This is a genomic window from Microbacterium californiense (assembly GCF_047246625.1).
Lineage (GTDB): Bacteria > Actinomycetota > Actinomycetes > Actinomycetales > Microbacteriaceae > Microbacterium.
On record NZ_JBFOKQ010000001.1, the window covers coordinates 1,411,866 to 1,426,165 of the forward strand.

12 protein-coding genes are annotated in these 14,300 nt (G+C 70.3%); 9 read left to right on the plus strand and 3 right to left on the minus strand.

The window, feature by feature from the left end; genetic code table 11:
• Window positions 1–138 precede the first annotated feature (138 nt).
• A complete protein-coding gene (locus AB3M82_RS06715; RefSeq protein ID WP_412956500.1) occupies window positions 139–1,707 on the plus strand; it encodes an SDR family oxidoreductase in 1,569 nt (522 codons plus the stop codon).
• 122 nt (window positions 1,708–1,829) lie between these two features.
• Here the strand turns inward: AB3M82_RS06715 and AB3M82_RS06720 are convergent, their stop codons facing one another.
• The 3 genes from AB3M82_RS06720 to AB3M82_RS06730 form a co-directional block, all read right to left on the minus strand.
• Window positions 1,830–3,827, minus strand: a complete 1,998-nt coding sequence (locus tag AB3M82_RS06720; protein ID WP_412956502.1) for a BCCT family transporter — start codon at window positions 3,825–3,827, stop codon at window positions 1,830–1,832.
• A gap of 162 nt (window positions 3,828–3,989) precedes the next feature.
• Window positions 3,990–5,690: an ABC1 kinase family protein gene (locus AB3M82_RS06725; protein WP_412956504.1), complete on the minus strand. Its 1,701-nt coding sequence runs from the start codon at window positions 5,688–5,690 to the stop codon at window positions 3,990–3,992.
• Between the two features lie 75 nt (window positions 5,691–5,765).
• The gene (locus tag AB3M82_RS06730; RefSeq protein ID WP_412956505.1) at window positions 5,766–6,395 is read right to left on the minus strand and encodes a PadR family transcriptional regulator; all 630 of its coding nucleotides are present in this window, start codon (window positions 6,393–6,395) and stop codon (window positions 5,766–5,768) included.
• 168 nt (window positions 6,396–6,563) lie between these two features.
• On the opposite strand from AB3M82_RS06730, the gene AB3M82_RS06735 reads away from it, so the two are divergent.
• The 8 genes from AB3M82_RS06735 to AB3M82_RS06770 all read left to right on the plus strand — a co-directional run bounded on the left by AB3M82_RS06735 (window position 6,564) and on the right by AB3M82_RS06770 (window position 14,147).
• Window positions 6,564–6,839 (plus strand): glycine zipper domain-containing protein, encoded by a 276-nt coding sequence (locus AB3M82_RS06735; protein ID WP_412956507.1) that lies wholly within the window; start codon window positions 6,564–6,566, stop codon window positions 6,837–6,839.
• A gap of 74 nt (window positions 6,840–6,913) precedes the next feature.
• A complete protein-coding gene (locus AB3M82_RS06740; protein WP_412956509.1) occupies window positions 6,914–7,402 on the plus strand; it encodes a DUF2975 domain-containing protein in 489 nt (162 codons plus the stop codon).
• Entirely contained in the window at window positions 7,402–7,623 is a 222-nt protein-coding gene (locus AB3M82_RS06745) for a helix-turn-helix domain-containing protein (RefSeq protein WP_412956511.1), read from the plus strand. The genes AB3M82_RS06740 and AB3M82_RS06745 overlap by 1 nt, the downstream gene beginning before the upstream one ends.
• A 319-nt stretch (window positions 7,624–7,942) precedes the next feature.
• Window positions 7,943–9,022, plus strand: coding sequence for an extracellular solute-binding protein (locus tag AB3M82_RS06750; RefSeq protein WP_412956512.1), 1,080 nt, complete (start codon window positions 7,943–7,945; stop codon window positions 9,020–9,022).
• Window positions 9,023–9,067: 45 nt separating this feature from the next.
• Window positions 9,068–10,084 (plus strand): ABC transporter ATP-binding protein, encoded by a 1,017-nt coding sequence (locus tag AB3M82_RS06755; RefSeq protein WP_412956514.1) that lies wholly within the window; start codon window positions 9,068–9,070, stop codon window positions 10,082–10,084.
• A gap of 1 nt (window position 10,085) precedes the next feature.
• Complete coding sequence (locus tag AB3M82_RS06760; protein WP_412956516.1) at window positions 10,086–11,942, plus strand: ABC transporter permease; 1,857 nt, start codon at window positions 10,086–10,088, stop codon at window positions 11,940–11,942.
• A complete protein-coding gene (locus AB3M82_RS06765; protein WP_412956518.1) occupies window positions 11,939–13,171 on the plus strand; it encodes a LacI family DNA-binding transcriptional regulator in 1,233 nt (410 codons plus the stop codon). Before AB3M82_RS06760 ends, AB3M82_RS06765 begins: the two co-directional genes overlap by 4 nt.
• A gap of 67 nt (window positions 13,172–13,238) precedes the next feature.
• Entirely contained in the window at window positions 13,239–14,147 is a 909-nt protein-coding gene (locus AB3M82_RS06770) for a metallophosphoesterase (protein ID WP_412956521.1), read from the plus strand.
• The last annotated feature ends 153 nt before the right edge of the window (window positions 14,148–14,300 follow it).

The window sequence follows — 14,300 nt, forward strand, 5'->3', positions numbered from 1 at the left end:
CGCCTGCGGACCCCTCTTGCGTCAGTACGCCCTTCGTCTCGTCGCTCCGCTCCTCGCTCAGGAACCGACGAAGGGCCCGCGGAGGCCCCGAGCGCAAGGGGATCCCCGCATCCCGGCATCCGTCCTACCCTCGAGAGCATGACGGAGCTCACCCAGCCCACCGGCCGCGAAGAGGAACTGCGGGCGGTCCCCCGCGACGACGGCTCCGCTCCCGTGGCCCTGGTGCTGGGCGCCACGGGCTACATCGGCGGGCGGCTGACACCGCGCCTCGTCAACGCCGGGTACCGGGTGCGAGTGCTCGCGCGGGACGCGGCGCGCGCGGCATCCTTTCCGTGGGGCGCGGACTGCGAGATCGTCGAGGGCTCGGCCGACGATGCGGATGCCGTCGCCGAGGCGATGCGCGACGTCGACGTCGTCTACTACCTGATCCACTCGATGACGGCGGGCAAGGGCTTCGAGCAGGCCGACGAGCGGGCGGCGCAGACCGTGGCGGATGCCGCGTCGCAGGCCGGCGCCCGCCGGATCGTCTACCTCGGCGGACTGCATCCCGACGACGTGACGCTGTCTCCGCATCTGCGCTCGCGCGTGCGGGTCGGCGAGGTGTTCCTCGAGTCGGGGGTCCCGGCGCTCGTGCTGCAGGCCGGGGTCGTGATCGGGTCGGGCTCGGCGTCGTTCGAGATGATCCGTCACCTCACCGAGGTGCTGCCGTACATGCCGGCGCCGAAGTGGGTGCGCAACCGCATCCAGCCGATCGCGATCCGCGACGTGCTCCACTACCTGCTCGGCGCCGCGCGGCTCGACGCGAGCGTGAACCGGGCGGTCGACATCGGCGGCCCCGACGTGCTGCGCTACGGCCAGATGATGAACGGCTACGCGCTCGAGGCCGGGCTGCCGCAGCGCGCCATCGCCGCTCTGCCCGTGCTCACCCCCGGCCTGGCGTCGCACTGGGTGAACCTCGTGACGCCGGTGCCGCGGTCGATCGCCCGCCCGCTCGTCGCGTCGCTGCAGAACGAGTGCGTCGTCAAGGACCGCGCGATCGACGACCTGATCCCCCCGCCGTCCGGCGGCCTCACGCCGTACCGGCGAGCGGTTGCGCTCGCGCTGGGCCGGGTCGACGCCGACTCCGTCGAGACCAGCTGGCAGGATGCCGAGGTCTCGGGGGCACCCAGCGATCCGCTGCCGAGCGACCCCGACTGGGCCGGCCGCACCGTCTTCACGGATGCGCGGTCGCTGCACACCACGGCATCCGTCGACGAGCTGTGGCGCGTGATCCAGGGGATCGGTGGGACGAACGGGTGGTACTCGTCACCGTTCCTGTGGGCGGTGCGCGGCCTCATGGACCGGCTCGTCGGCGGCGTCGGCCTGCGCCGCGGACGCCGCAGCCAGACCGTTGCGCGGGTGGGAGACGCGATCGACTTCTGGCGCGTGGAGGCCGTCGAGGAACCGGGGCGCGAGACCGAGGACTCGTCCGCGAGCGGCGGTCTGCTGCGGTTGCGCGCCGAGATGAAGGTGCCCGGCTCGGCGTGGCTCGAGCTGCGGTCGCTGCCCGACGGCGGCGGTGCACGCTACGAGCAGCGGGCCGTGTTCTTCCCGCGCGGGCTCAGCGGTCGGCTGTACTGGCTCGCGGTGCTGCCCTTCCACGGCGCGATCTTCGCGGGCATGGCCGCACGCATCACCCGCACCGCCGAGGGGGCGCCGGTCGCGTAGGGGCGGGTGCGTCCTTCGTCTCGCTGCGCTCGCTCAGGAACCGGTCTGTCCTCGGTTCCTGAGCACCTTCCTCGGTTCCTGAGCGAGGAGCGCAGCGACGAGACGAAGGACGCCCCACCGCGTCAGTCCTCGCGGGGCCGCTCCGCGGCATCCGCCACGACGTCGTCGGCGAGCACCGCATCCGCCGCCGGGCCGTCCTTCGCGGGGCCGGACGCCGGGCCGTCCGTCACCGCCGCGTCGACCGCGGCATCCACGTCGGCGACCGGCACGATGTCGATCGCCTCGGTGGCGTTCTCGTAGACCTCGGCGAGGGTGTCGTCGACGGTGTCCTCGTCGATCCAGGCGAGGTCGTCCTCCGAGTGGTCGTACTCGACGGGCACGAGGGCGAAGTCGTCGCCGTACTCCTCGAGGCCGGCCATGACGCTGTGGCGCACCGCCGCTCGGGCATATCGGTCGCGCAGGATGAGGGGATCGCGCCGCAGGTCCTTCGCGAACGCGACCATCATGAACGCCATGATGATTGCGAAGGGCAGCGCCGCGATGATCGTGACGTTCTGCAGCGAGCGCAGACCGCTCCCCTCCGCGCCGCTGACCAGGAGCACCGCGGCGATCACGCCGACGAGCGATCCCCACACGATCGACACCCAGCGTGACGGCTCGGGCCGACCCTGCTGCGACAGCGTGCCCATCACCAGTGACGCCGAGTCGGCGCCGGTGATGAAGAAGATCGAGATCAGGAGGATCAGCAGGATGCTGGTGATCAGGGGGAACGGCAGGTTCTCGAGCACCCCGAACAGCACCTCCTCGGGCGGATCGACGGTGAGACCGGCGCCGCCCATCTGCTGATCGATCGCGGTCGTGCCGAAGATCGCGAACCACACCAGCGAGATGACCGCGGGCACCACGATGACGACCGAGACGAACTGACGCAGCGAGCGTCCGCGCGAGATCTTCGCGATGAACATGCCGACGAAGGGCGACCACGAGATCCACCACGCCCAGTAGAAGATCGTCCAGCTCGACAGGAACATCTGCGCCTCGTCGCCCTGCGACGCGGATCGGGCGATCATCTGAGGCAGGTCGCCGAGGAACTGCACGGCGACCGACGGGATGACGTTGAGAATCAGCATCGTCGGTCCGACGAAGAAGACGAAGAACGCGAGGATCAGCGCGGCGACGGCGTTGATGTTCGAGAGCGCCCGGATGCCTTTCGAGACGCCCGACACGGCAGATGCGATGAAGCACGCGGTGAGCACGGCGATCGCCGCGATGAGGACGCCGTTGCCGAGCTCTCCGATGCCTGCGACGATCTCGACGCCGTGCCCGATCTGCAGAGCGCCGAGACCCAGCGACGCGGCGGTGCCGAAGAGCGTCACGATGATCGAGAAGATGTCGATCGTGCGGCCGAGGGGTCCGGTCGTGCGGTCCTCGCCGAGCAGCGGCGCGAAGATCGAGGAGATGAGCGGGGTGCGGCCGCGGCGGAACGCGCCGTACGCGATCGCCCCGCCCACGAGCGCGTAGAACGCCCACGCCTGCGGGCCCCAGTGGTACAGCACCTGCGCCTGCGCCGTGTGCATCGCCTCGAGCGTGTTCGCCTCGACCGTGCCGGGCGGCGGCGTCTCGAAGAACGTCAGCGGCTCGGCCGCGCCCCAGAAGACGAGGCCGATGCCCATGCCCGCGGCGAACAGCATCGAGATCCACGAGAACATCGAGAACTCGGGCTCCTCGTCATCGCGTCCGAGCGGGATGCGTCCGTATTTGCTGAAGCCCACGAACAGCATGAAGACCAGGATCACGGTCGCGATCGTCGTGAAGAAGAACCCGAAGTACTCGACGACCCAGTCGAGCACGGTCGCGGTGGTGCCCGCGAGGTTGTCGCCCGCGAAGACGCCCCAGGCGATGAAGGCGAGCGTGGCCGCGACCGCGACGCCGAACACGAGGCCGTCCGTGCGGTAGGTGCGCCCGGTCTCCTCGACCGAGACGCCCGGGATGAGGGCGGGGTGGAGACCGCGCGGAGGCACGGCCGCGATGTCTCGGACGAGCTTTCGGCCCGTCTCCGTCGCCTTCGGGACGAGGTTCGTGGCGGTCGTGCGGGGAGGCTTCTGCTCGGGGGTCTCCATGGGGATCCATTCTCCCACGCGGCTCGTCGGCGCCCGGAGGTGGGTTGACACCGGGCGGGTGCCGGGTGCGCGGGTGCGGGGGACGACAGGCCAGATGTCGCGGCAGGACCCTTCGTCTCGCTTCGCTCGCTCAGGGACCACGTAGCGACGAGACGAAGGGCGCTAGCGCGGGCCGCGCCGGAAGAACCCGGCGAAGAGGGAGTGCAGCAGCGGCAGCGCCGAGGCCCAGAGCAGGGTGATGCCGAGGCCGGGCACGGGGTCGACGAGCAGCGCGCCGCCGACGAGCATCGCCGCGAAGAGCACGCCCGAGGCGATGCGCCGGGCGATGCCCTCGAGCCGGTCGAGACGCCGCTCCAGGCGCGAGGTGTCGAACGACACGGTGCCCGCGTCGACCCGGCTGATGATGGCGTCGATGCGGCCGGGCAGGCGCCAGGTGGTCGACATGTTCCCCATCGCCTGCTGGGCGAAGTCCTGCACGAGGTTGCCGCTCTCGTCGCGCAGCAGACGCTGGGCGTACGGCTCGGCGGCATCCCACACGTTGAACTCCGGGTCGAGCGCGCTGCACATGCCCGAGGTGAGCGACACCGCGCGGATCAGCAGCAGGAGGTGCTCGGGCAGCTGCAGCGGCAGGCGCCGGACCATGTCGCCGAACTCGTCGGCGAAGTCCTTGAACTCGCGCGGATCGACCTTCGCGAGCTCCGCGAACCCCATGCCGCCGAACCTGCCGAACAGGGTCGTGAGGGCCCGCTCCAGCTCGCCCGTGTCGGCCGACGGCAGCAGCACGCCGATCTCCTGGGCCGCCGCGACGAGCCCGCGGCTGTCGCGCGCCGTCACGGCGATGAGCAGGGTGCGCAGCCCGTCGCGCAGGTTCTGCGGAACCTCCGCCATCATGCCGAAGTCGATGAAGGTGAGGTGCCACGCCGGCTCACCGGCATCCGCCCCCGCCCGCGGCGTGACGAACATGTTGCCCGGATGCGGGTCGGCGTGCACGAACCCGTGCGTGAACACCTGGTCGAACATCACCTCGGCGAACACGTCGGCGACCCGGGAGGGATCGATGCCGGCCGCGCGCAGGGCGACTGTGTCGTTGACCTTGATCGCCGTGACGTCCGAGAGGGTGAGCACCCGGCGGGTCGATCGCTCCCAGACGACCTCGGGCGCGGCGACCCGGGGGTCTCCGGCGAACGCCTCGCGGAACCTCTCGGCGCTCGACGCCTCGTGCACGTAGTCGATCTCCTCGAAGCTCGTCGCGGCGAACTCCTCGACGAGTGCGGGGGCGTCGACACGGTCGGCGACGATGCGCACCCGGGTGAGCCAGCGGCCGACGCGGCGCAGGGCGGCGAGGTCGGTCGCGACGATGCCGTCGATGCCCGGCCGCTGCACCTTCACGACGACGGTGTCGAGGCCCGTGTCGGCGGCATCCTGCTCCGACAGCTTCGCGCGATGCGCCTGCCCGAGGGATGCCGCGGCCAGGGGCGTCTCGTCGATCCACGCGAACGCGCGGCTGAGGGGGATGCCGAGCTCGGCCTCGGCGAGCGCCCGGATCTCGGGGAACGCGACCGCGGGCACCTCGTCCTGCAGGCCCGCGAGCTCCTGCGTGATCTCGGGCGGCAGCACGTCGAGGCGCGACGACATGAACTGGCCGACCTTGATCATCAGGCCGCCCAGGTCGACGGCGAGGGCGTGGAAGCGCCGGGCGAAGCGCTGCATCCGCGCCGCACGCGTGCGGTCCGCGACGCCGCCCATGCCGAAGCGGGGCAGCACGAGCTCGAACCACCAGATCTTGACGAACTCGCGGGCGGCGAAGGAGACGATGCGGCGGTAGCGGGCGCGGTGGGCGCTCTGCCCCGGGGCATCCGTCATCGTGTGCTTCCTTCGCCGTCGTCGGGAACGCCCACCCGCGGGACGGGTGGGTCGCAGCGCGTCGTCCTCGCGGGATCAGTCCTGGGCGAGGATGGAGTACAGCCTACGGCGGGCGTCGTCGAGGATGTCGATGGCGGCCTGCACCTGCTCGGGCGAACCGCTCCGACCGACCTGGGCGGCCGCGGCGGCGAGATCGACGCCGGCCTTGGGGAGCGCGTGGAAGCGGGCGTCCTTCGGGGTGTCCTTGGCCGTGTTCGACTCCCAGGGAGCGGGCGTCTCGGTGGCGTCGGAGGCGACGGCGCGACCGGCCTCGGTGAGCGAGTAGGTCTTGCGCCCGTTCTGCTCCTCGGCCTCGATCAGGCCCTCGTCGGCGAGCAGCTGCAGGGTGGGGTAGACCGACCCGGCGCTCGGCTTCCACGTGCCGCCGCTGCGCTCGGCGATCTCGTTGATGATCTGGTAGCCGTGCATCGGGCGCTCGGCGAGGAGCGAGAGCACGGCGCTGCGGACGTCGCCGCGGGCCATGCGCGAGCCGCCGGACGGACGCGTCTCGAACGACTTGCGGAGCTGGTCGAGGGCGTCGAAGATGCCGCCGGCGGGGCCGTTCGGACCGCCGAACAGGGTGCCGAAGTCCTTGCCGAATCCGTTGCCGAATCCGCCGGAGCCGGTGCCGCCGAAGGGGTTCGAGCCGAAGCTGCTGCTGTTCATGGTGACCTCCTGATGGGGTGGTGAACGATAGTCAACGATATATCGTTCACCTAGACATGAGGTGGGAATCTGAAATGCCGGGGCCGGGGTCCGTCATGCGGGGTCCGTCATGCGGAGTCCGCCGCGCGGGGGATGCGCGCCGTCCGCGGCATCCGTACCGTCGAAGGCATGACGGACCCCGAAGAGAAGTCGGAGAAGAAGTCCCAGAACGGCCTGGCGATCGGCATCGCGCTGGGCATCGCCTTCGGCGCCGTGTTCGGCCTGCTCGTGTTCGACAACCTCGCCCTCGGCATGGGTTTCGGCATCTCGATCGGCATCGCCCTCGGCATCGCCTTCGACACGCAGAGCAGCAGCCCCAAGGCCGACGAGCGACCGGATGCCGGAGGAGACGCGGATGCCGGAGGCGCGACTCCCCCATCCGAGGGGCCGCCTCCTCGCGCGTGAGCCGAGCCTTGCCTGCTCGACAGATCGAACGATTAACGATAGATTATCGTCGTTACTCGATTCGTGGAGGCGACATGAACAAGGCGACCATCGTCGTGCTGCAGGCCGTGATCGCGGTCGCGCTGGCCGGATCGCTCGTGGTGCAGACGGTCATCGTGCCCCTGGTCTGGATCGACCTCGAGGACGAAGCGCTCTGGGGCCGCATCGCGCTCGTCACGATCGCGGTGCTGGGCGTCGCGACGCTGCAGGTCTTCGGCGTCTGCGTGTGGATGCTGCTGACGAAGGTGCGGCGCGGGTCGATCTTCTCCCCGGCATCCTTCCGCTACGTCGATGTCATCATCGGCGCGATCGCGGCGGCGTCGGCGCTCGCCTTCATACTGGCGGCACTGCTCGCCCCGGGTTCCACGGCCCCCGGGCTCGTCGCCCTCATCGGCGGGGCGGGTGTGGTCCTCGCCGGCATGGCGCTGCTTATGGTGGTCATGAAGGCGCTGCTGCGCCAGGCCATCGACCGGGATGCCGAAGCGACCGCACTCCGGTCCGAACTCGACGACGAGGTGATCTGATGCCCGTCGTCGTCGACATCGACGTCATGATGGCCCGCCGCAAGATGGGCGTGGGCGAGCTCGCCGAGCGGATCGGCATCACCCCGACCAATCTCGCTGTGCTGAAGAACGGCCGCGCGAAGGCCGTGCGCTTCACCACGCTCGACGCCCTGTGCGAGGCGCTCGAGTGCCAGCCCGGCGACCTCCTGCGCTGGGTGCACGAGCAGTCGGCGCCCTCCTGATCCGCCACCACCCTCCTGGTCCCCTCACCCGCCTGATCCGCCACACCCTCACCCGGAACGAAGGAGAACTCCGCGTTCGGAGGAGCTTTTCCCGCGAACTCTCCTTCAGTTAGGGAGTTCTCCTCCCGTCGCGGTGCCCACGAAGAGGGGCGAACGGATGCCGGGGCGCCCGCCGAGGTTCACCCGGCGTTCACGAAACCTCCCTATCTTGAGTGCGGACGCGCGACCGCGCCGAGGAAAACAAACAATCTTTGTGCCTTCGACACAAACTGCGGGTAAAGTCGACCCGACACAGCTCGAAGGCGAGAAAGGGACGAACATGGTCGACATGCGGAAGAGGCGCTGGTCTCTCCTCGGGATCACGGCAGCAGCGGCGATCGCACTCAGCGGATGCGCGGCCGGCGACGGCTCCTCCGACAGCGGCTCCGGCGACGGTGAGGGCGGGTCGGGCGACACGCTCATCGTCTACACGAACTCGAACAGCGACGGTCGCGGCGAGTGGATCACCGAGAAGGCCGCCGAGGCGGGCATCGACATCGAGATCGTGGGCCTGGGCGGCGCCGACCTCACCAATCGCATCATCGCGGAGAAGAACAACCCGGTCGGCGACGTGGTGTTCGGCCTGAACAACATGTTCTTCGAGCAGCTCAAGGCCGAAGACGCCATCACCGCGTACGAGCCGAGCTGGAGCGGCGAGGTTCCGGCCGACGCGGGCGACCCGGCCGACGGCGCCTTCTGGCCGCTCGTCGAGCAGGCCATCGTCACGGTCTACGACGAGAACCGCATCACGGATGCTCCGACCGACGAGGAAGACCTCTGGACCGAGGACTACGCCGGCCGCTACGAGGTCAACCCCGCGCTGGGCCAGGCGACACCGCAGCTCGTGCTCGCCAGCATCCTGACCCGCTACCTCGACGAGGACGGCGACCTCGGCGTCAGCGACGAGGGCTGGGAGAAGGTCGAGGCGTACTACGCCAACGGCTCGCCCGCGGTCGAGGGCACGGATCTGTACGCCCGCATCTCGCGCGAAGAGGTCGACTACGGCGTCCTCCCCTCGAGCGGCATCGCGGCCCGCGACGAGGAGTACGGCACGACGACCGGCATGATCGTGCCCGAGTACGGCGTCCCCTACGTCACCGAGCAGATCGCGCAGATCAACGGCACGGGCAACGAGGAGAAGGCGCAGGAGTTCATCGACTGGTTCGGCAGCGCCGAGGTGCAGGGCGAGTTCGCGGCCGAGTTCAACTCGATGCCGGTCAACGAGGGCGCCATCGAGCAGGCCAACCCCGAGGTCGTCGAGCTGCTCGAGGGTCTGCCCCGGCAGGACATCGACTTCGGCTTCGTGAGCGAGAACCTCGGCGCCTGGGTCGAGAAGGTCACGCTCGAGTACATCGGCTGAGCCCCGCGAGCCCGCACGCATCGCACGAGGAGTGAGTAAGACGACATGATCCGTTTTGACGACGTCGAGGTCACCTTCGGCGAGCACCGTGCGGTCTCGCACCTCAACCTCGAGATCCAGGAGGGTGAGTTCTTCACCCTCCTGGGTCCCTCCGGATGCGGCAAGACCACCGCCCTCCGCGCCCTCGCGGGATTCGTCGAGCCGACCGGCGGACGCATCCTCATCGACGGCCGCGACGTGACTCGGGTGCCGAGCGAGAAGCGCGGCGTCGGGATGGTCTTCCAGAACTACGCTCTGTTCCCCAGCATGAACGTGCGCGACAACATCGCTTTCGGCCTGTCGGTGCAGAAGGTGTCGAAGGCCGACCAGCGCCGTCGCGTCAACGAGGTCGCCGACCGCACCGGACTGGCCTCCTCGCAGCTCGACAAGAACGTCGCCGAGCTCTCCGGCGGGCAGCAGCAGCGCGTGGCCATCGCCCGCGCGCTCGCCCTCACCCCGAGCATCCTGCTGCTCGACGAGCCGCTGTCGAACCTCGACGCGAAGCTCCGCGTGCAGCTGCGCGAGCAGCTGAAGGAGCTCCAGCACGAGGTCGGCGTGACCACCGTCTACGTCACGCACGACCAAGAGGAGGCCCTCACCCTCAGCGACCGGATCGCCGTGCTCGACGCCGGAACGCTGCAGCAGGTCGGCACCCCCGAGGAGATCTACGACCGCAGCGCCACCCCGTTCGTGTGCCGCTTCATCGGCGAGAACAACCGCCTCACGCCGGCCCAGCTGGTGAGCCTCGGCGGCGCGCTGGACGCGACGAGCGAGAGCTACGTCCGGCCCGAGAAGCTGCACCTCGCGCCCGTCGGCGACACGACCTCGGCCCCGGCATCCTTCGAGGGGTCGATCGTGGACCGCACCTATCACGGCAGCCACAGCGTCTACACCGTGGCGGTGGAGGATGCCGCGCTGCGCGTGAGCGTTCCCGCCGGCGCGGCCGCCCATCAGTGGAGTCCGGGCGATGCCGTGCGCGTCGACGTCGACCCGCGGTGGGTCCTGCAGTACCCGGCGGCCTGACATGTCGGATCCGCAGAAGTCCGCGCAGCCCGTCCCGCCGCCGTCCGCAGCGATGACCGACGTGCCCGGCGCCCTCGCCACCACGGCCGACGTCGAGGCGAAGGGCCCGTCGAAGCGCCGAGGCGCGCGCGGCAGCATCCGTGCGATGCTCCGCTCCCCGATCGCCTGGGTGACCGGCATCGTCGTGATCTGGTTCGCCGCCGCGTTTCTCGTGCTGCCGAACGCCGCCCTGCTCGGCATCACCTTCTTCCCCGACGGGCAGTTCAGCCTGCGGGCGATCGAGAAGCTGCTCGGCAGCGAGCGCGCGCTGAAGACGCTGGGCAACAGCTTCCTGCTGGCGGTGACGCTCTCGATCACGGTGAACGTGGTCGGCGTGTTCATCGTGCTGGTGACGCAGTACTTCAAGATCCGCGGCGCGAAGATCCTGTGGCTCGGCTACGCGACGACGCTGATCTACGGCGGCATCGTGCTGGCCGCCGGCTACAACTTCATCTACGGCCGGTTCGGGTTCGTGACGAACCTCCTCGTGAACATCACCCCCGACCTCGACCGGGACTGGTTCTCGGGGTACTTCGCCGTCGTGTTCGTGATGACCTTCGCGACCACCACGAACCACATGCTGTTCCTGTCGTCGTCGCTCGGCAAGGTCGACTACGCCTCGATCGAGGCGGCGAAGCTCATGGGCGCGTCGACGTGGACGATCCTGCGGCGCATCGTGCTGCCCGTCATGAAGCCGATGCTGTTCGCGGTGACGGTGCTGACGTTCCTCATCGGACTCGGCGCGCTCACCGCTCCGCTCGTGCTCGGCGGACCCGACTTCCAGACCGTCGCGCCGCTCATCATCGATCTGTCGCGCAGCCCGATCACGCGCGACATCGCGGCCCTGCTCGCGATCGTGCTCGGCATCGCCACGATCATCCTGCTCGCGATCATGAACCGCGCCGAGAAGTCGGGCGTGTACTTCTCGGTCGCGAAAGTGGCGACGCCGATCCAGAAGCAGCAGATCCGCAACCCGTTCGCGAACGTCGTCGTGCACGTCATCGCGTACGCGCTGTGGGTGATCTACCTGATCCCCGTGGTGCTGATCGTGATCTTCTCGTTCGTCGACGCCCGCAGCATCCTCGCCGGATCCATCACCCTCGACAGCTTCACCCTCGACAACTACGTCACCGTGTTCTCGAGCGCCGAGGCACTGCGGCCGTTCATCGTGAGCGTCGTCTACAGCGCGCTCGCGTCGATCATCGTGGTCGGCGGGCTGCTGTTCGTGGCGCGGATGCTGCAGAAGCACCGCAACCTGCTCACCTCGGCGATCGAGTACGTGCTGCACATCCCGTGGATCCTGCCGATCGTGCTCATCGCCCTCGCGTTGGTGATGGCGTTCGACCGTCCGCAGGCGATCGTCGGCAACATCGTGCTGACCGGCACGCCGATCCTGCTGCTGATCGCCTACATCTCGGTGAAGATCCCGTTCACGCTGCGGCTGCTCAAGGCCGGGTTCGCCTCGGTCCCCGACTCCCTCGAAGACGCCTCGCGCATCCTCGGCGCGAAGTCGCTGACGACGTTCCGCCGCGTGCTCATCCCGCTCGTGCTGCCGACCGCGGCGGCCATCACCGCGCTGAACTTCAACAGCCTGCTCGACGACTACGACGCGGCGATCTTCCTCTACCACCCGCTGTACAAGCCCCTGGGCGTCGCGATCCAGGAGAGCACGCGCGGCGAGAACAACCTCGACGCGATGCCGATCACCTTCGTCTACACGGTGCTCCTCATGATCATCATGGGTGTCACCATGTATCTCGTGTATGGACGAGGATCGCGCGCCGGTGCGCCCCGCAGGTCTCGGAAGCAGCGGGCATGAGCAGGACGGATGCCGGGGGCTCGCCGCCCTCGGGAGACTCTCCGTCGTCGGAGGAGCCGCGGGGGGTTCCCGCGTCGGCCGCGACGACGGACACGAACGGGACGGATGCCGAGGGGGAGGGCTCGCGGCGGATGGGCACGGTGCAGGAGGGTGCACGCCGTGCGGACGCCGGTCGATCCGAGAGTGCCGCGGGGGGTGCGGGCGGAGCGGGTGCGCCGCGCGACGCGGTCACTCCGGCGTTGCGCGTCACGATCAGTGACGTGGCAGCGGCGGCCGGCGTCTCCCGCGCCACGGCGACCCGCGCCCTGAAGGGCGAGGGGCGCTTCGCTCCCGAGACGCAGGAGCGCATCCTCTCGGAGGCGGAACGCCTGGGCTACGTGCGCAACACGATGGCGGCCGAGCTCGCCGCGGGCCGCACCGACACCGTCGGCCTCATGCTGCGCGACGCGAGCAACCCCGCCTACGGTCTGCTGTTCTCGCGGCTGCAGGACGAGGCGCATCGCCGCGGCATCGATCTCGTGACCGTCACGATCGGCGCCGACGAGCAGGGTGCCAAGCAGGTGCACGCGCTGCAGCGCCTACTCGGCATGCGCGTCGCCGGGCTCATCGTCGCCACCGGAGGCATCAGCGCCGCCCAGCTCGAGCCCTTCGCCGACCAGGTGCCGATCCTCCGGGCCGGTCGGGTCGAGGAGTCCGATCGCATCCACACCGCCCACTACGACGACCCCGCGCACGGTCGGCTGCTCGCCAGCCACGTGGCCGGGCTGGGGCACCGCGCCGTCCTCGTGCTGGCCGGAAGCCCGGAGGCGTCGTACCCCGAGCACCTGCGGGCGCTCGCGATGCGCGAGACGCTCGTCGCGGCCGGCGTCGCCGTGACCATGATCTCGGCCGGGGCCGCGCCGTCCGACGGCGTCGACGAGGCCCTCAAGGCCGTGCGCGCCGGAGCCACCGCGGTGATGTGCGCCTCGGACTACCGGCAGCTCGCCGTCATGCGCGCCCTCCGCGACGCGGGGCTGAGCGTGCCCGGAGACGTCAGCGTCACCGGGTGCGACGGCATCCTTCCCGGCGCCGACCTGCTCGGTCTCACCACCGTGCGCATCCCCGTCGAGGCGGTGGCCGCCGCCGCCGTCGAGACCATGCAGTCGCTGCTGGCGGGCGACGTCGACGGCCCCGTGCGCCGCGCGTTCTCGGGTTCGCTCGTCGAAGGGACGACCGCCGCCGCCGTCTGATCCGTCGCCGCCCTGCGCGGGGCGCGATCCGTTGACCGTTCCGACCGTTCGCTGACCAGGAAGAGACATGATCCTCACCGAACACCCCCGCCCGTCGCACACCTTCGTGCACATCTCCGACACGCATCTGCCCGGCGAGCGCGCGCCGCTCTACGGCAGCGGGACGGATGCCGACGCGAACCTGTCGCTCGCGCTGACGCGGCTCGTCGAGAGCGGGCTGCGTCCCGACGCGCTGCTCATGACCGGCGACCTGGCCGACCGCGGCGACGCCTCGTCGTACCGGCGGCTGCGCGCCCTGGTGGAGCCCGCGGCCGAGTCGCTGGGCTGCGAGGTCGTGTGGGCCGCGGGCAACCACGACGAGCGCGGGGCCATGCGCGCGGAGCTCGGGCTCGGACCTGCGGTCGCGGGCACGGCGGATGCCGTCGAGGCGCCGGATGCCCCGATCACCGAGGTGCGGTGGTTCGGAGGTCTGCGCGTGATCGTCGTGGACTCGACCGTTCCCGGGGCGCACTGGGGCGAGGTCACCCCCGCGCAGCTCGCGTGGCTCTCGAGCGAGTTGGCGTCGCCCGCACCCGACGGGACCTTGCTGCTCATGCACCACCCGCCGCTGCCGACCGTGCTCGACCTCGCCGTGACGGTCGAGCTGCGCGACCAGCCCGCGCTCGCTGAGGTGCTGCGCGGATCGGATGTGCGCTCCATCCTCTCGGGACACGTGCACCACCCCTCGTTCGGCACGTTCGCGGGGATCCCGGTCGCCGTCGCCTCGTCGAGCGCGTACGGCCAGGACCTCGCGCAGCCCGTCGGAGCCACGCGAGGACAGGATGCCGCGCAGGGCTACAACCTCGTGCACGTGTACGCCGAGTCGGTCGTGCACTCCGTCGTCTCGCTCGAGCGCGGGGCCGACGTGGGCGAGCCCGTCGCCGCCGACGAGGCCGGCCGCCGCATCGCCGGCACCGGCATCGGCTGGCGCCACTGACCCCGCCCCGGGGAGTGGCGCGCGCCCTTCCGTGACCCGCGACGCGAGGGGTCAAGACACGCCCCATCCCCCGACTCTCCTGCGGCGTGTTCTGACTCCTCACCGCACGGAAGCGACGCGCGCCCACCCCTCAGCCGTGACCCGCGACGCGAG